The sequence below is a fragment of the Intestinimonas sp. RTP31139st1_F5_RTP31139_211217 genome (genome assembly GCF_040226735.1).
Lineage (GTDB): Bacteria > Bacillota > Clostridia > Oscillospirales > Oscillospiraceae > Intestinimonas > Intestinimonas butyriciproducens.
In genome coordinates this window covers 1-16,495 of record NZ_JBCOAQ010000045.1, presented here as the reverse complement: position 1 = coordinate 16,495, position 16,495 = coordinate 1, and the positions used below count along the sequence as shown (strand labels likewise).

General features: G+C 61.0%; 17 protein-coding genes. 6 read left to right on the top strand and 11 right to left on the bottom strand.

Annotation, left to right across the window (positions count from 1 at the left end; genetic code table 11):
- The 9 genes from eutL to ABUA09_RS16410 form a co-directional block, all read right to left on the bottom strand.
- Positions 1-425, bottom strand: a 425-nt coding sequence (gene eutL / locus ABUA09_RS16450; protein WP_349949536.1) for an ethanolamine utilization microcompartment protein EutL, incomplete at its 3' end; no start/stop codon positions are given.
- A gap of 22 nt (positions 426-447) precedes the next feature.
- Positions 448-1,335, bottom strand: a complete 888-nt coding sequence (gene eutC / locus ABUA09_RS16445; protein WP_033119085.1) for an ethanolamine ammonia-lyase subunit EutC — start codon at positions 1,333-1,335, stop codon at positions 448-450.
- A gap of 17 nt (positions 1,336-1,352) precedes the next feature.
- Positions 1,353-2,723 (bottom strand): ethanolamine ammonia-lyase subunit EutB, encoded by a 1,371-nt coding sequence (locus ABUA09_RS16440; protein ID WP_033119084.1) that lies wholly within the window; start codon positions 2,721-2,723, stop codon positions 1,353-1,355.
- Positions 2,724-2,739: 16 nt separating this feature from the next.
- The gene (gene eutA / locus ABUA09_RS16435) at positions 2,740-4,170 is read right to left on the bottom strand and encodes an ethanolamine ammonia-lyase reactivating factor EutA (RefSeq protein ID WP_033119088.1); all 1,431 of its coding nucleotides are present in this window, start codon (positions 4,168-4,170) and stop codon (positions 2,740-2,742) included.
- Between the two features lie 108 nt (positions 4,171-4,278).
- Positions 4,279-5,703: a sensor histidine kinase gene (locus ABUA09_RS16430; protein WP_033119083.1), complete on the bottom strand. Its 1,425-nt coding sequence runs from the start codon at positions 5,701-5,703 to the stop codon at positions 4,279-4,281.
- Between the two features lie 4 nt (positions 5,704-5,707).
- Positions 5,708-6,292, bottom strand: a complete 585-nt coding sequence (locus tag ABUA09_RS16425; RefSeq protein WP_033119082.1) for an ANTAR domain-containing response regulator — start codon at positions 6,290-6,292, stop codon at positions 5,708-5,710.
- A gap of 39 nt (positions 6,293-6,331) precedes the next feature.
- Positions 6,332-6,778 (bottom strand): EutP/PduV family microcompartment system protein, encoded by a 447-nt coding sequence (locus ABUA09_RS16420; protein WP_033119081.1) that lies wholly within the window; start codon positions 6,776-6,778, stop codon positions 6,332-6,334.
- A 10-nt stretch (positions 6,779-6,788) separates the two neighbouring features.
- Positions 6,789-7,181, bottom strand: coding sequence for an ethanolamine utilization microcompartment protein EutS (gene eutS / locus ABUA09_RS16415; protein ID WP_195608255.1), 393 nt, complete (start codon positions 7,179-7,181; stop codon positions 6,789-6,791).
- Between the two features lie 251 nt (positions 7,182-7,432).
- The gene (locus ABUA09_RS16410) at positions 7,433-8,566 is read right to left on the bottom strand and encodes a 1-propanol dehydrogenase PduQ (RefSeq protein WP_033119080.1); all 1,134 of its coding nucleotides are present in this window, start codon (positions 8,564-8,566) and stop codon (positions 7,433-7,435) included.
- 362 nt (positions 8,567-8,928) lie between these two features.
- Between ABUA09_RS16410 and ABUA09_RS16405 the strand changes: the two genes are divergently transcribed.
- Together ABUA09_RS16405 and ABUA09_RS16400 are read left to right on the top strand one after the other, a co-directional pair.
- Positions 8,929-10,161 carry a GNAT family N-acetyltransferase gene (locus ABUA09_RS16405; RefSeq protein WP_279202105.1) on the top strand — a complete coding sequence of 411 codons (1,233 nt, stop codon included), beginning with the start codon at positions 8,929-8,931 and terminating at the stop codon, positions 10,159-10,161.
- A 20-nt stretch (positions 10,162-10,181) separates the two neighbouring features.
- Complete coding sequence (locus ABUA09_RS16400) at positions 10,182-10,646, top strand: GNAT family N-acetyltransferase (protein WP_279202103.1); 465 nt, start codon at positions 10,182-10,184, stop codon at positions 10,644-10,646.
- A gap of 29 nt (positions 10,647-10,675) precedes the next feature.
- Here ABUA09_RS16400 and ABUA09_RS16395 read toward each other — a convergent pair whose 3' ends face one another.
- Together ABUA09_RS16395 and ABUA09_RS16390 are read right to left on the bottom strand one after the other, a co-directional pair.
- Positions 10,676-11,338 carry a CYTH domain-containing protein gene (locus ABUA09_RS16395; RefSeq protein WP_349949535.1) on the bottom strand — a complete coding sequence of 221 codons (663 nt, stop codon included), beginning with the start codon at positions 11,336-11,338 and terminating at the stop codon, positions 10,676-10,678.
- Between the two features lie 4 nt (positions 11,339-11,342).
- Positions 11,343-11,894, bottom strand: coding sequence for a DUF2284 domain-containing protein (locus tag ABUA09_RS16390; RefSeq protein WP_075704333.1), 552 nt, complete (start codon positions 11,892-11,894; stop codon positions 11,343-11,345).
- Between the two features lie 179 nt (positions 11,895-12,073).
- Between ABUA09_RS16390 and ABUA09_RS16385 the strand changes: the two genes are divergently transcribed.
- The 4 genes from ABUA09_RS16385 to glpK all read left to right on the top strand — a co-directional run.
- Positions 12,074-13,516: an NAD(P)/FAD-dependent oxidoreductase gene (locus ABUA09_RS16385; RefSeq protein ID WP_349949534.1), complete on the top strand. Its 1,443-nt coding sequence runs from the start codon at positions 12,074-12,076 to the stop codon at positions 13,514-13,516.
- A complete protein-coding gene (locus ABUA09_RS16380; RefSeq protein ID WP_075704335.1) occupies positions 13,509-14,765 on the top strand; it encodes an NAD(P)/FAD-dependent oxidoreductase in 1,257 nt (418 codons plus the stop codon). Before ABUA09_RS16385 ends, ABUA09_RS16380 begins: the two co-directional genes overlap by 8 nt.
- The gene (locus ABUA09_RS16375) at positions 14,762-15,106 is read left to right on the top strand and encodes a DUF1667 domain-containing protein (RefSeq protein ID WP_033119399.1); all 345 of its coding nucleotides are present in this window, start codon (positions 14,762-14,764) and stop codon (positions 15,104-15,106) included. The genes ABUA09_RS16380 and ABUA09_RS16375 overlap by 4 nt, the downstream gene beginning before the upstream one ends.
- A gap of 18 nt (positions 15,107-15,124) precedes the next feature.
- On the top strand, positions 15,125-16,495 hold a 1,371-nt coding region (glpK, locus tag ABUA09_RS16370; protein WP_349949533.1), incomplete at its 3' end, for a glycerol kinase GlpK.

The following is a 16,495-nucleotide window of genomic DNA, read 5'->3' as shown; positions in this document are numbered from 1 at the left end:
GCGATCCCCGCTCCCTCGGACAGGTAGGAACCCGTGCGGGAGATGCAGTGGGCATAGTACACGATGGTGTCGTCCTCGTTGGCCGAGACGAAGTGGCACACGTTCTCGATCATATCCACGCAGGCGGCCAGACCGGCCTTCGCCTCCGCGGGGTTGGGGGCGGCCAGGATGCCGATGATCTCGCCGGCCAGCTTGGTGTTGGCGTTGGCCGCGCCGGCGTAGAAGCTCTTGGCATACGCCACGCGGCAGTCGGCCTTCTTCGTGGCCTCGTCCAGGGCGGTATAGGTCACATCATCACAGTCGGACGTGACCAGGGCCAGGGACTTCTCGCCAGGCAGAAGGCCCAGCTCCTTGGCCATATCCGGCGCCACGTTGGGGATGATCTTGGTCGCCAGTACGCTTGCTCTTACGGGATCTCTTTTCATGGTAGAATTTCCTCCCTACTCCTTACAGTTTCAGATCCGTACCGCTGGCCTTCTTCTCCAGCATGATCTTAATGATGTCGGCGATATGGGCACCGGCTTCGGCAGGAATGGTGCCGTTTCTGTGGATGTTGGACACCACGGTACGGCGTGCCTCGGGCATACCCACGGTGGCCTTGTAGGCGATGTAGGCGGACATAGATTCAGCGGTGATGAGGCCCGGACGCTCGCCGATCAGGGTGCAGGTGACTTCGGCGCCGGTGATCTCGGAGATCTCATCCATCACGCCCACGCGGCCGTACTTCACAAAGAAGGGCGTACCCACATCGATCTTATAGTTCTGCAGGCCCTGAAGAATGGCGGGCAGCAGATCGGGGATGTTGGCGGCCACCGCGGCAGAGGAGAGTCCGTCGGAGACGTAAATCTGGACCGTGGGATTCTTCTTGCACTTTTCTTTAATCGTGGCCACACCCTCCGGGCTGAGCTTACGGCCCAGATCAGGGCGGGTCAGATAGGTGTCCTTGCAGTCACACTGGGTCTGCACGATGAAGAGGCCCAGATCCTCCACCATTTTCTCATCCACGTCGTTGAATACGGCGTCCTGCGCCGCGGAGTGGGCGGCACGGAACTCCAACTGGGGTAGGGTCTTATAGCGGGCGCCGGCCTTTCCAATGCCCAGACGGCAGGGGGCGTTCATCTTCAGCTCGGCGTACTCTTCGCCATGCTCAGGGTGCTCCACCAAATACTGTGAACGGATGTCCACCTCGGTGATATCGGGGATGCAGCCATCCTCGATGTTGGCGGGCTTGTCGCACACCTTGGAGCATGCGCCCGTCTCTGCGGCAGTGGTGCTGCCGACGTTCATTTCGCTGAGTACCTGCTCAATGATTGTTCTCAGATCTTTCTCATCCATGAATCACACCTCCTCCCTTATTTCGCCAGGAACACGGAAGCGTCGCCCGCCTTGGGGGTCAGCTTTCCATTCTCGGAGAAGCCCATCTTCTCCAGCCACGCGTCAAACTCTGCGATGGGACGCAGGCCAAAGATCTCGCGGAGGGCGGCCGCCTCATGGTAGCCGGTGCACTGATACATCAGCATGCAGTCATCACCCTCGGGAACGCCCATGACGTAGTTGCAGCCAGCGGCAACCAGCAGCGTGGCCAGATTCTCAATGTCGTTCTGGTCCGCCTTCATATGGTTGGTGTAGCAGGCGTCGCAGCCCATGGGGATGCCGGTGAGCTTACCCATGAAGTGGTCCTCCAGACCGGCACGGGTGACCTGCTTGGAGTCGTACAGATACTCAGGTCCGATGAAGCCGACCACGGTATTCACCAGGAAGGGCTGATATCGCTTTGCAAAGCCATAGCAACGGGCCTCCATGGTCACCTGGTCCCAGCCGTTGTGGGCCTCGGAGGAGAGCTCAGAGCCCTGGCCGGTCTCAAAGTACATCACGTTTGGCCCGGTGCAGGTGCCGCGGCTGAGCATGGTGGCGCGGCCCTCATCCAGCATCTCGGCGGTGAGACCAAAGGCCTCATTGCCCTTCTGAGAGCCGGCGATGGACTGGAACATCAGGTCCAGAGGCGCGCCCAGCTTGTCGGCGGCGGCGGTCTGGGTGGTCACGTGGGCCAGCACGCAGATCTGGGTGGGAATCTCCCACTTGCGCTTAAACTCATCGAACATCTTCAGGATGCGGGCCACGGACTCCAGAGAGTCATCCACCGGGTTCAGGCCGATGACGGCATCGCCACAGCCTAGGGACAGGCCTTCCATCACGGAGGCAATGATACCCTTGGGGTCATCGGTGGTGTGGTTGGGCTGCAGGCGGGAGGAGAAGGTCCCGGGCAGACCGATGGTCGTATTGCAGTGGGCGGATACGCGCATCTTCTTGGCGGCATAGATGAGATCCAGGTTGCTCATGAGCTTACATACGCCGGCCACGATCTCGGAAGTCAGGCCCCTGGAAGCATGGCGAATCATTTCGGTGGTGGTGCGCTCGTCCAGAAGCCACTCACGGAACTCGGCCACCGTCATGTTCTTGAACTCATTGAAGATGGTCTCATTGACTGCGTCCTGGATGATACGGGTGACCTCGTCCTCCTCATAGGGAACGGCAGGGGAGTTACGCAGATCATTCAGCGTCAGATGGGAGAGAACCACCTTCGCGGCAACTCTCTCCTCAGCAGTTTCGGCGGCAATGCCTGCCAGCTTATCGCCGGATTTTTCCTCGTTGGCCTTGGCCATCACTTCGCATACGCTCTTGAACTCGTACACATGGCCAAACAGCTTTGTTTTGAGAATCACGCTACTTCACCTCTCGTTAAGTATTGAAGATCAGGGTCTTGATCACTACGGGCACCACATGCCCGTCTGCGACTGGTTCGCCAATATCCACATAGTCCCCGCTGAGGGTCTTGATGCCGTCGATGCAGATGACGTCTTTCTTAAAGTCAAGCAGCACGTTGACGGCGTTCCCGAGGACCTTGCCGATATCGGCCTCCACCACAAGGATCAAGGGATACTTGCTCTCTATCACCTCCTTTGCACTCTCAATGATTGCCGCCGCAAGCTTCTGGATCTCTGCAAAGCTGGTGCGCTTTTCCCCGTTGAAGGCAATGGCGATCTGTTCCACCTTGCCCTCAGGCTTGTAGAGCGGCATCTGCTGGGTGACGGAGGACTTGAACGTTTCCAGCGACGCCTCATCCTCCTCGGACACCTTTAAGATGGGGATATTCTTGATCGGGAGCTTGCCTTCGGCATAGTGTATGGTGCTCCCGCTCACCTCGGTGGTATGCGTCCCCGCGCCCACCACCGTGGCCCGTATCGTCTCGGCGGCCCGGAAGAGCTGTACGGCCTGGAGCTCCGGGTTCGCCCGGATGGCCTGACCAAGCAGCACACCTATGTCGCCGTAACGGAATATGTCACCCTCCATCTGCTGATAAACGCAGTCGGCAACACCGCCGGAGAAAGTGATCGCCTTGATCTCCGGTTGGGTGGGGAGGGGTTTGCCGCCGTTGGTATAGAGTCCGGCGTGGTCGACGTCCGCCTGCTTGAGGTGGAGGGACTGCGCCAACTGGTCCGCCATCAAATCACAGACCTTGCGGAGCTTCTGCTCCTCTGCCGGGTCCCCCACGCTGAGGCTGATGCCGTGGGCCTTCGCCAGCGCCTGGATCTTGGGAAAGAGATAGGTGATCCTGCCGCCGTCGACTTTGATGAGGCGGCCGCCAATATCCAGGCAGCACACCCCCCGCAGGGTTCCCTTCTCATAAACTGCAATGTTTGTCGTGCCGCCGCCCACATCCAGATTGGCCACCGTCGTCCGGTGCTCGTGGGAGAGCTTGTCAGTCCCGGCGCCCCGGGCGGAGAGAACCGACTCCAGATCAGGGCCCGCCGTGGCCACTACGAAGTCTCCCGCCAAATCGGAGAGCGCTTCCAGGACATCGTTGGCATTCTGCTTGCGCGCGGTCTCGCCGGTAATGATGACCGCGCCGGTCTTTACGTCTTCCGGCGTCATTCCCGCAGCCTTGTATTCGTCCCGAACGATTTTCTTCACCGCCTCAGCGTCGATCTCTGTGCTCGACTTGAGAGGTGTGAAGTAGATGAGGCTGCGGTAAATGACCTCCTTCTCCACAATCTGGATCCTGGGCACCGTGTAGCTGCTGGCCCGGTTTTCAATGGTCAGGCGGCTGAAGATCAACTGTGTCGTAGAGGTGCCGATATCGATACCCACGCTGAGGATCACTTCATGCAAGGCATTCACCTGCTTCCCTTCATAATTGGTTCCACCAATAGAAAAGGCCCGAACGCGCGGAAAAATCCCACGCATTCGGGCTGCAACGCACCGTTTTCTTCCCCGGCGTTACGTCACGCCGGCTACTTCCATAATTTGATTTTTAAAGTCAAAGGTCACATGGGTCCCGCCGGGCCCCGACTCCACGGATAGATTTCCCCGCAGCTTATCCTTCACCATCGTCTGGACAATGGAGAGTCCCAGCCGGTCGGTGCGGACATTCTCCACATCGTAGCCTCCGCCGTTGTCAATGACCTCAATCCGGGAATACAGCTCCCCGCGGGTGACGACGATGCGGATCAGACCGGTCTCCCTGTCCTCGAAGGCATACTGAAGAGAGTTTTGCAGCAGTTCGTTGATGATGAGGGCCACCGAAGTGGCGATGTCGGAGTCTACCTCGAAATCATCCCCCTCCAGCGTGATGCTCACATCAAAATGGGGGCGGGCAAAATAGCGGACCGTGTTGTTTTTAATGTTGAGAATGACCTCGCCGATCTTTACCTGATCCACGCCGCTCTGGGCCAGCAACTCATGGGTCGTGGCGATGGAGAGGATCCGGTTCATGCTCTCGCCCAGCACCTTGCGGGTCTCTCCATTGTCCGAGCGCCGGACCTGGAGCCGAAGAAGACTGGCGATGGTCTGAAGGTTGTTTTTGACCCGGTGGTGCATCTCTTTGATGGCCACCGATTTGAGGATCAAGGCTTTCTCCTGCTCCTTCTTCCAAGTGATATCCTGGATCACCACGGCGAAATCCATATCCTCGCTGTCGAGCTGGATGCGCTTGATGGACAAACTGTGACGCCCCACGCTGGTCTCTACCACCGAGTAGCCGGACTGGTCCTCCGCGTCATCTGTGGAGTCGATCAGGCGGATGTTTTCATAAATCTGGCCCAGCGGGTCCTCTATGTAGCCAAGCTGCCGGTAAAGGTCCCGGGCCAGACTGTTGCGGAAGGTGACCAGCCCGCCCTTGTCCACCATAATCAAGGCCTCGTCAATGCATTCGGTGAGCCAGTTGTTGCTGCCCACCATATGGGTAAGGGCATTGGCGATCTGCTCATAGCTCTGTTCAGAAAAGTGGAGCCGCTCACTGACCTGCCGCTGCTCGTCGACCCGCTGCTCACGGATAAGAACGCCGATCACCCGGTCTCCGTTCTTAATGGGCTCCACAGACTGGATGGTTCTCGTATTCTCCTGGGTGACGGCCTTCATCTGCTTGGTGGCCACCCCGAGCCGAAACGTCCGGGCCACGGCGGGCTCATTCTCCTGCTTGGCCAAGAGCCCCACCACAGTTTTCTTGTAAGACGAGGGAACATAGGAGGGTTTTGCCTCCGCCACCACAATGGCGTCCCCGTCTTCGGAGGGACAATCAATAAAAATATCCGCGTCTTCCAGGTTGGCCAAGGGCTGGAGCACGGCGCTCATCCCTTGTATGATCGCGATTTCCTCATCCGTGAGGTCCGTATACTTTTTACACAGCTCCTCGATGATATCCATCCTGTCACCCCCCCGACTTCAGGAGGATGATTTCCGATACGCGGCGCATAGACAGGTTCTTCGTCTGGGAAAGTTTGCGGATATAGTCATAGGCGTCCTGTTCGGTCATTCCCTCCTGGGTCATGACCAGCCCCTTGGCCTTTTCGATGATGCTGCGGTTTTCCAGCCGCTCCGACACCTTTTCCATATCCTTGCGCAGCTTCCTCATGTCCTTGCTGCGGGCCACCGCCAACTCAATACTGGGCACCAGAGACTTTTCATCGATGGGCTTGACCAGATATCCGGCCACCCCGATATGTTTGGCCTCGTCCACGAATTCCCGCTCACTGTACGCCGTGAGCATCATCACCGTGTCGGCCAAGTTCTCTTCAAATAGGATCTTAGCCGCGGACAGCCCGTCCAGAAGGGGCATCTTGATATCCATGAGCACCAGGTCGGGCCGACTCTGCTTGCAGGCCTCCACAGCGTCGAAGCCGTCTGCGGCCTCTCCCACCACCTGATACCCCTCTTCGCTCAGCAATTCCTTCAAATCCATCCGGGTGATGGGCTCGTCATCCGCGATAACAACCCGAATCCCGTCCTTGCACATACACTCTTCCTCCTTGTTCTGACGGCGTCCGTCCGCCCGTTACAAGTAGCCCAGGAACTTTAAAAGCTCATCGACTCCTTCGCCGCTGACGCTGCTGGTGACAAATATTTTGTTTGCGCCCGCCATCTGCAAAAATTTCTTCGCCGTCTCCACCTGTTTCGGTGTGGCAAGGTCGCTCTTCGTGACCACACCCAAAGTAGGCTTGGCAAACTGGGTGTTATAGGCAGGGGGGAACATCGTCCCATTTTCAGTGGCATCCTGGACCAGCACAATGATGTCCGCGTCCGTCGCGGTCACCATCAGCGCACCCCGGAAATACCGCCGCTCCAAATATTCTCCCGGCGTATCAATCATGGTCTGATTGACGATCTGGACCGTCTGGGTCTTATGATAGGCCAAATCCTCGTGATTGATGCGCTGACACAGAGTCGTTTTCCCTGCGGTGGAGCGCCCGATCAGGATGATCCGCTTCCTCTTCTCCTCCATAGCCGCTCCGTCAGGTCTTGGTCAGCGGCGCAGGGCTGAACCCCATCATGTTGCACAGGACCTGCATCACGTTGCGCAGCGCGGCCTCCACGGCCGCCACGTCTCCCGTGATGACCAAGGAGCCATTGAAGCGGTCCACAAAGCCGATCTCCACAGCCGCGGCCTTGGTGGAGACATCGGCCGCGATCATCGCGGCCTCGCTGGGGGTGATCGTCATGATCCCCACGGCGCCCCGGGCGTCAATTAATCCCAGCTTTGTATACAGCGACTCGTTCGGATTGGCAATCACGTGGCACAGCGTCACCTGCTTGCCGGGAACAAACTCCTGAATAATTCGCTTTTTTTCATCCAATTCAATCAAAGGGCTCACGATCCTTCCACAGAGTATGTCCTCAAAAGACATAAATAGCCCCCAAGGATCAACCTTTTGTCAATCAATCCTGGGAGCTACATCGCTCGTTCTCTATAAAATCACTCTGCTTCCAGCACTAGCGCCGCGCCGTCCGCCCATTTTATACAAAGCACATATAAGCCTTCTGGTGCTTTTTGTATATTTTAGCAGTTGCCATGCTTCTTGTCAATCTTTTTATGAGCACGGGCGCCGGGACGCCGGCTTTTCAGCCGGCCGGTCCCGATCATCCGCCGCATCCCGCATCAGGGAAGCCTTCCAATATAGGCCTTGTGGAAGACCTGAAGGATCTCCTCTTTGCTACAGAGCCGGGGATTTGTGGCCGTGCAGCGGTCCGCCAGGGCGGCCTCCGCCATAGTCTCCGCCTCGGCCTCGAACTCGGCCTTGTCCACTCCAGCCGCCTGGATGCTGGAGGGAATGTTGAGCTGCTCCACATATCTCCTGGCCGTTCGGATCAGATTCAGCGCGCTCTGGCGGACGCTGGTAGCCTCCAGGCCCAGCAGGCGGGCGATCTTGGCATACCGCTTGGCCACAGGCGTCAGGCTCTCCGAACAGCCGGCGTTGAAACTCATTACATAGGGCAGCAGGATCCCGTTGGCTCTGCCGTGGGGGATGTGGAAACGCGCGCCCAGCGCGTGGGCCATGCCGTGGTTGAGGCCCAATCCGGAATTGGAGAAGGCCACGCCGGCCAGACAGGAGGCATTGTGCATGCCCTGGCGGGCGGCCATATCCCCTGGCTGGTGGTAGGCGGTCATCAGGTGCCTGCGCACCAGTTTGATGGCCTTCTCCGCCGCCGCGTCGGAAAAATCAGTGGCCGCAGTGGACACCAGCGCCTCCACCGCATGCGTGAACACGTCGATGCCGGTGTCCGCCGTAACGGAGGGGGGCACGCTGACGGTGAGCTCCGCGTCCAGAATGGCCACGTCGGGCAGGAGGCTGTCCTCCACCAACGGGTACTTGACCTCTTTTTCAGGGTCGGTGATCACCGCGAACTTGCTCACCTCGGAGCCCGTGCCGCTGGTGGTGGGTACGGCAATGAACATGCACTCGCGCATATCGCATGTCTTGGCCGCAAAAAAGACGATGGCCTTGGCCGCATCGATGGGAGAGCCGCCACCAAAGGCGATCACCGCATCAGGGTGAAACTCCTGGATCATATCCACGCCTTTTGTCACCGTACCGATATCCGGGTCTGCCTTGACCTGGTCGAACACGCGATATTCTGCGCCCGCCCGGTCCAACTTCTCGGTGATATAACTCACCTTCCCGCTGGAGGCCATAAAGCCGTCTGTGACAATAAAGACCTTGTGGAGCTTTGGGGCCAGAGTCTCCAGCCCGCCGCCCTCCATGATTTTGGTGCGTACGCTGAAGGAGTTCATATCTCACGCTCCTTATCCTGTTCCGTGCTCCTGCACTTTCACGCGGTACTTAGGCAAACAAAAAACGCCCTGAACGTACTCTCGTTCAGGACGCTGCCCCGCATCCGCTCTCACCGTGACATCCCGTACTAGCCTCGTACGCAGATGTTAACTGTAGAAATTTTACGCCGCATTAGGTCATTTGTCAAGATTTTTTCTTTCCCATCCCAGCTTTTACCACACTTTCACAAAAAACGGTTTGACATCCGGGCAAAACGCTGACATAATAGAGGGGTCAAAGCAGGTGCGCGGAGGCCGTCCAGCCGGCCTCCATAACAACAGAATATTCCCCGACGCAACCAGCAACCAAAAGGAGTGTGTCAATGGAAATCAGGTTCGTTCTCCCCTCCGAGGCGGCGCAGTTGGCCCGGAACGTGGTCTCCTCGTTCCCGTCCAAGACTCCGGACGCGCTGCTCAGGAATATGGAAAGCGAGCTGTACCAGCCGGACGAGGGGCGCTACCTCGGCTGTTTTGACGACGATGGGACCCTGGTCGGTTCCATCCTGATGATGGATTTCACCCTCAACGTCAGAGGCGTGATGATGCCTATGGGCGCGGCGGCCTATGTGTCCACCAACTTCCTGCGGAAGAAGGAGCATACGGCCATGACCATGCTCCGCGTCCTCATGGGCTATTACCAGAAGCTAGGTACAGCCATCGGCTGTCTGCATCCCTTCATGCCTTCGTTTTACCGCAAGATGGGCTACGGCTACTGCAACGAGAACATTCTCTACCAGCCCCGGCCCAGCATGATCCGTTCCTTCGGGGACAAGTCCGGCCTCTCCTTCGCCGGTCCCGACGACAAGGAGGATATCCTTCGGTTCTACCGGGCCTATGCCGAGAGGACCAACGGCGCCACGGTCCACCATTTCATGGACCCGCACCGCATCTTCGACATGCCCTACGTGGTGGTCTGCCGCAGGGACGGGCGCATCACCGGTTATCTCACCTTCGAATTTGTGGACGTGGACCACTACACCGATATGTACCATGATCTTATGGTCCGTGAGATGATCTATGAGGACGCCGAGACCCTCAAGCAGTTCATGACCTTTTTCGCCTCTCAGGTGGATCAGATCGAACGGGTCCGCATCCTCAGCCCTGACGAATATCTCCATGTCATGTTCAAAAACCCCGACACGGGAGAAAATCGCGCCCACGACGGCTGTATCCACGAGATCGGCCGGAAAACTATGGGCTATATGGTACGTATCTTCGACATCAGGCAGTATTTTTCCGTCCAGACCCACTGCGAAGTCCCCGTATCCCGCCCCTTTACCCTGGCGCTCCAGGTGCGGGACACCTTCCTGGAGCACAATAACGGCACCTTCCTCCTGGAGGTAAACGGCGGCACGGTAACGCTGACGGAGACGGGCACGCCCGACGTGACCCTCTCAACCCAGATCGCCGACCTCTCCTCTCTGGTCATGGGCGCCATTCCGCTGCGCGAGTTTCTCGCCTACGACCGCATGACCCTCTCCGATCCCAGCTACGCCGAGGATATCCAGAGGGCCATCGGCTGGAGCGTCAAGCCGAAAAATCTCACCTATTTTTAAGGGCGGAAATGGAGCATGCCATGAATGTGACCATTGTGAAGGCAGACCCAAGCCGCCTTGCGGAGTGCCGTGAGGTCTTTCTGGACAGCGCTCTCTACGACCATTATTTCACTGCGGAGGGCAGGCTGGAGGGTATGCTGGCCACGGCCGTGGAGAAAGGGGAGCTGTGGCTGGCCGTCACTTCTCAGAATGAGGTGGCGGGCGCCATGTGGATAGAGATGACGGGTTTTTTTGACGTTTTTCCCTATCTGGCCCTTCTCGGGGTAAAAAAGTCGTTCCGTGGCATGGGTGTGGGCCATGTGCTGCTGCGGACCTTTGAGGGCGTCTCTCGTGCCATGGGGTACCGGAAGGCCTCCCTCATGGTGAGTCACTTCAATCCCCGGGCCAAAGCGCTCTACCAGTCCATGGGTTATCAAAAGGTGGGCTATGTGCCCGACGCCATCGTGCCCGGAGTCCATGAAAACATCATGGTCAAAGACCTCTGAAAAGGCGATAAAAAGGACTCCGCCGTGCTTTATCCCGGCGGAGTCCTTTTGTCTTGACCGCGTCTGCCCTCAGGCCCCGCGCGCTTTCTGGCGCGCTGGTATTTAGAGTCCTTGACGCTCCGCAGCGCCGCGACCCGTCCGGCGGTCTCCCGCACCAAACGAGCCAGGTCCGCCTCCGTTCCCTCCAGACGCTCGATCTCCACCTGCCGTTCCCGGGCGGTCTCCCCTGTTCCGGCGTCCCGGAAGATCACATCATCAAAGGCCAGTTCAAATCGGCATCCGGCCGGCCCCTTTACCTCATAGGTCCGCCGCAGATTCTCCACCTGCGCCGCCGGCCGCAGCGCGTCCGGGTCCAGCTCCGGCAGGCGCTCCCGCAGAAAGTCCGCCGGAAGTGCATCCGATGAGAGCTCCAGCTCCTCCTCACGCCGGGCAAAGGCGCCAGTCTGCGGAGTTTGCCCCACAGGCGTGTTGAGCGTGAGGACCCGCCGCTCCCCCCTCCTGCGGACCCGAAGAGAACCGCCGGTCAGCAGGAAGTCGTCCTCCGGCGTATCGTAATAGACGTCCTCCTGGGGCGTTTCTCCCAGGAGGCGCACCTCGTACCCCGCCCGGTTCAGAAGGGAGAGGAGCTCCGCCTGTACCTGCCAGGGCCGCTGGGAGTCCACCACATATTTCTGCTCCAGTTCAATGCCCACACGCTCACCTCGTCAAAAAGGCGGCGATCGCCACATTGTACTCCGGGAGCCCCTCACCAGCCCACAGCAGATCCATGCCGAGCTGCTCCTTCGCCAACGCGGTGAGATCGAATCCAAAGGCGGAGAAGGAATAGCGCATCCGTTCCGGGCGTCGGCAGGGCAGGTCCTGGAGGCGGGTGCAGACCTCGCACTGCTCGCAGCGGCCCGCCGCCACCGTGACAGCGCCCGGGCTGACGCGCTCAAAGGCCAGCAGGGCCTCCAGCAGGGCCTTTTTCACCACGCCGTAGGTCTCCTGGCGCACCGTCTCGGCCTCCTTAGGGGAGCGGAGGGCTCTTGCCCGTTCTCCGTCATCATAGAGGACCTTCACCCCGATGATGTGTGCCATGCGATAGGCCCCCAGATAATCTCCGGCCTCCGGCACGCCGGGCGGACAGGACCACACCCGGCCATAGTCCGGGCACTGCTTACAGGAATGCAAAAACCGCCCAGGAAAACAGTATCTTTTCATCCACTCCGCCACCGGCAGAGCGGCTACCTTTACTTCCGTCCGATACATGCTCGCGCCGCCTTCCCTTTTGTGTTTTGTGCCACCACTATACCACGGCAGGGCGGGACAGGCAAGGAAAACCGTGCGCATCCATTCGTCCTGCTCCCGCAGCCGAATGGCAGAGACAGCCGCATTGCCCGTCCCGCAGTGTCGGCCGCCGTTTCTTTACTAAGATGGGAGGTCCCCCCATGTTCGATGTCATCCTCATTGGCTGCGGCATCACCGGCGCCGCAACGGCCTATGAGCTGTCCAAATATCGGTTGTCCGTAGCGGTGCTGGAGCGGGAGAACGATGTGGCCTGCGGCGCCACCAAGGCCAACTCCGCCATTCTCCATGCCGGGTATGACCCGGAGCCCGGCTCCCTCATGGCCCGCTGCAACGTCCGCGGCGCCGCGCTGGCCCGAGAGCTGTGCCGCAAGCTGGACGTTCCCTATCGGCCCACAGGCTCCCTGGTGATCGCCTTCCACGCAGGGGAGCGCGCCGCGCTGGAGGCGCTCTATGCCCGGGGCCTGCGCAATGGAGTTCCCGGCCTGGAGCTGCTGGACGGCTCCACCGCCCGCGCCCTGGAGCCCAGCCTGAGCCCCCAGGTCATCGCCGCGCTCCATGCCCCCACCGCCGCCATCTGCTCCCCCTGGGAATACTGCCTGGCCCTGGCAGAGACCGCCGTACGCAACGGAGTCCAGGTCCATCTGAGCTCCGGCGTCACCGCCATCCGGCGGGTGGGTGGCGGCTGGCGGCTGGAGACCGCCTCCGGTAGCTATGAGGCCCGCTGCGTCCTCAACGCCGCCGGCCTCCAGGCGGACCGGCTCCACGATCTGGCCGCGCCCCACGCCTTTACGCTGCGGGGCGTCCGGGGGCAGTACCACCTGCTGGACAAATCGGAGGGGAGCCGGGTCTCTCACGTGGTCTTTCCATGTCCCGGCCCTCAGGGCAAGGGCGTGCTGGTGGCCCCCACCGTCCATGGGAATTTGATCGTGGGCCCTAACGCCGAGCCGGTAGAGGGCGGGGATACTGCCACCACCTCCCAGGGGCTGGCCTACGTCCGGGAAAAGGCCCTCCGCTCGATTCCCTCCATCTGTTTTCAGGAGGACATCCGCAGCTTCGCCGGGGTGCGGGCCGTGGCCGAAGGCGGAGATTTCCTCATCCGCGAGGCGGAAGGCGCCCCCGGCTTCTTTGATCTGGCCGGCATCTGCTCTCCCGGTCTCACCGCCGCGCCCGCCGTCGCGGAGTACGCGGTGGAGCTATTGGGCGCCGCCGGCCTTCCCCTGCGCCTCAAGCCCGATTTCATCTGCGAGCGGAAGCGCCTGCGCTTCCATACCCTCTCCCCGGAGGCGATGACCGCGCTGGTGCGGCAGCGCCCGGAATACGGTCGCGTGATCTGCCGGTGCGAGACCGTCACCGAGGGGGAGATTTTGGACGCCCTCCGCGCCCCCATTCCCCCCCGCTCCCTGGACGGGCTCAAGCGCAGGACCAATACTGGAATGGGGCGCTGCCAGGGCGGCTTCTGCGCGCCCAGGCTGGTAGAGCTTCTGAGCGATGCGCTGGGCATTCCCGCCACCCGTATCCTCCAGGAGGGGGCGGGCACCTGGCTTTTGGCCGGGGAGACGAAGGGAGGACCTGCCCATGTATGACCTCATTGTCATCGGCGGCGGCCCCGCCGGGCTGGCCGCCGCCCACAGCGCCTGGGAAGAGGGCCTTTCGCGCATCTTAGTGGTGGAGAGGGACCGGGAGCCGGGCGGCATCCTGAACCAGTGCATCCACAGCGGCTTCGGCCTTCACTATTTCAAGGAGGAGCTCACCGGTCCGGAGTATGCCGGGCGTTTTCTCCGGATGCTCTCCGAAACCGGGGTGGAGCTGTGGACGGACACCACGGTTCTGGAACTCACACAAGAGCGGCGGGTCCACATGGTGAGCCCCGCGCTGGGCTATCGCGTGGAAGAGGCCGGGAGCGTGATTCTGGCCATGGGCTGCCGGGAGCGGACCCGCGGCGCCCTCTCCATCCCGGGCACCCGCCCCGCCGGCGTCCTCACCGCCGGAGCGGCGCAGCGGTATGTCAACATCGAGGGCTACCTCCCCGGCCGCCGCGTGGTCATTCTGGGCAGCGGCGACATCGGCCTCATCATGGCCCGGCGGCTCACCCTGGAGGGGGCCAAAGTTCTGTGCTGCGTTGAGGCCATGCCCTACTCCTCCGGCCTCCAGCGGAATATCGTCCAGTGCCTTCAGGATTTCAACATCCCGCTCTATCTCTCTCACACCATCACCGAGATCCGCGGGGAAAGGCGGGTGGAATCGGTCGTCATAGCCCAGGTGGACGCCGACCGGAGCCCCATCCCCGGTACGGAACGGACCCTCTCCTGTGATACGGTCCTTTTGTCCGTGGGGCTCATTCCGGAAAATGAGCTCACCCGGCAGGCGGGTATCGAGCTGGACCCCCGCACCCGCGGCGCCGTTGTTTTCGAGGACATGGAGACCTCCCTGCCCGGGGTCTTCGCCTGCGGCAATGTGGCCCATGTCCACGATCTGGTGGACCATGTCACCGCTGAGAGCCGGAAGGCCGGCGCTGCGGCGGCTCGGTACGTCCTCTCCCCTTTCCCCGACGAAACGCCCATATGGCGGGTAACATGCGGCGAGGGCGTCGGCTCCATCGCGCCGCAGCGCCTGCGGCCTGAACGGGTGGAGAAATTCTGCGACCTCTTTCTCCGCCCCTCCGGGGTATACGGCCCCTGCCACCTGGCCGTGTGTTCCGGCGGCCGTACTGTGGCCCGCTATCGCCGCAGAAGGCTCTCCCCCGGCGAGATGGAGCGTCTGGTCCTGCCCCGGGCGCTGCTGGAGCAGTGCTGCGGCGACCTGACCATTTCCGTAGAGGAGGACACGCCATGACCGAACTCACCTGCATCCTCTGCCCCAAGGGCTGCCGCCTCCGGGTGGACGAAAAGAACGGCTACGCCGTGACGGGTAACCAGTGTCCACGGGGGATAGAATATGGAAAGACCGAGCTCACCCGCCCGATCCGGAGCGTCTCCTCCACCGTGGGCATCACAGGGGCGGCCCATCGGCGCTGCCCGGTCAAGACGGACGGTCCCATTCCAAAATCACTGGTCTTTGCCGCCGTTCAGGCGCTCAACGGCGTAACCCTCTCCGCACCTATCCAAACTGGACAGGTGGTCCTGGAAAACATCTGCGGCACGGGGCGAAATTTTATCGCCACGCGGGATATGTGACACAAGGAGGTTCCAATCATGACGGGCAGCTATCTCCTGGCGCTTGACCAGGGCACCACCAGCTCCAGGGCCATTCTCTTCGACAGCGAACAGAACATCGTGGGAAGCGCGCAGAAGGAGTTCACCCAGCACTACCCCCATGAGGGCTGGGTGGAGCACGATCCCATGGAGATCTGGTCCTCCCAGTACGCGGTGATGATGGAGCTCATCGCGCAGACCGGCGTCTCCCCCGCGGAGATCGCCGCCATCGGCATTACCAATCAGCGGGAGACCACCATTATCTGGGAGAAGGCCACGGGGCGGCCCGTCTATCACGCCATCGTCTGGCAGTGCCGCCGCACTGCGCCGATCGTAGACCGCCTCCTGGCCGACGGTCTGGAGGCGCACATCCGCAGGACGACCGGCCTGGTGCCCGACGCCTATTTCTCCGCCACCAAAATCGCTTGGATTCTGGACCACGTGGAGGGGGCCCGTGCGCGTGCGGAAAAGGGGGAGCTTCTTTTCGGCACCGTGGACACCTGGCTTCTCTGGAAGCTCACCGGGGGAGCCGTCCATATCACCGATTACACCAACGCCTCCCGCACCATGCTCTATGACATCCACCGTCTCCGGTGGGACGACGATTTGCTGGAGGCTCTGGATATCCCAAAGGCCATGCTGCCCGAGGTGAGGGACTCCAGCTCCATTTACGGTTACACCGATATTGCCGGGACCAAGGTCCCCATCGCGGGTATCGCCGGAGATCAGCAGGCCGCGCTCTTCGGCCAGACCTGTTTTGACATGGGGGATGCCAAGAACACCTACGGCACCGGCTGCTTTCTCCTCATGAACACCGGCGACCGGCCCTGCGAGAGCCGGAACGGTCTCATCACCACCATCGCCGTGGGCCTGGGAGGTCGGGTCCAGTACGCGCTGGAGGGCTCCGTTTTTGTGGGTGGGGCGGTCATCCAGTGGCTGCGGGATGAGATGCGCTTTCTCACTGAGAGCCGGGACGCGGAATACTATGCCCAGAAGGTCCCGGACACCGGCGGGGTCTATTTGGTCCCGGCCTTTACCGGCCTGGGCGCGCCCTATTGGGACATGTACGCCCGGGGCGCCATCGTGGGCCTGACCCGCGGGACCCGTCGGGAGCATATCATCCGCGCCGCCCAGGAATCCATCGCCTACCAGGTGGCCGACCTGGTGGGCGCAATGGAGCGGGACACCGGCATCCCGCTCTCCGGTCTCCGGGCGGACGGTGGGGCCAGCCGGGATCATTTTCTGATGCAGTTCCAGGCAGATATCCTCCGCCGCGAGGTCCGCCGCCCCATGATCCGCGAAACCACAGCCCTCGGATGCGCTAATCTGGCGGGGCTGGCCACCGGGGTATGGCGGGACCGGGCGGAGAAC

Coding starts and splice junctions, on each gene's coding strand:
- eutC (WP_033119085.1), bottom strand. CDS start 1,335: ATGGATGAGAAAGATCTGAGAACAATCATTGAGCAGGTACTCAGCGAA.
- ABUA09_RS16430 (WP_033119083.1), bottom strand. CDS start 5,703: ATGGATATCATCGAGGAGCTGTGTAAAAAGTATACGGACCTCACGGAT.
- ABUA09_RS16425 (WP_033119082.1), bottom strand. CDS start 6,292: ATGTGCAAGGACGGGATTCGGGTTGTTATCGCGGATGACGAGCCCATC.
- ABUA09_RS16420 (WP_033119081.1), bottom strand. CDS start 6,778: ATGGAGGAGAAGAGGAAGCGGATCATCCTGATCGGGCGCTCCACCGCA.
- eutS (WP_195608255.1), bottom strand. CDS start 7,181: ATGTCTTTTGAGGACATACTCTGTGGAAGGATCGTGAGCCCTTTGATT.
- ABUA09_RS16410 (WP_033119080.1), bottom strand. CDS start 8,566: ATGAACTCCTTCAGCGTACGCACCAAAATCATGGAGGGCGGCGGGCTG.
- ABUA09_RS16405 (WP_279202105.1), top strand. CDS start 8,929: ATGGAAATCAGGTTCGTTCTCCCCTCCGAGGCGGCGCAGTTGGCCCGG.
- ABUA09_RS16400 (WP_279202103.1), top strand. CDS start 10,182: ATGAATGTGACCATTGTGAAGGCAGACCCAAGCCGCCTTGCGGAGTGC.
- ABUA09_RS16390 (WP_075704333.1), bottom strand. CDS start 11,894: ATGTATCGGACGGAAGTAAAGGTAGCCGCTCTGCCGGTGGCGGAGTGG.
- ABUA09_RS16385 (WP_349949534.1), top strand. CDS start 12,074: ATGTTCGATGTCATCCTCATTGGCTGCGGCATCACCGGCGCCGCAACG.
- ABUA09_RS16380 (WP_075704335.1), top strand. CDS start 13,509: ATGTATGACCTCATTGTCATCGGCGGCGGCCCCGCCGGGCTGGCCGCC.
- ABUA09_RS16375 (WP_033119399.1), top strand. CDS start 14,762: ATGACCGAACTCACCTGCATCCTCTGCCCCAAGGGCTGCCGCCTCCGG.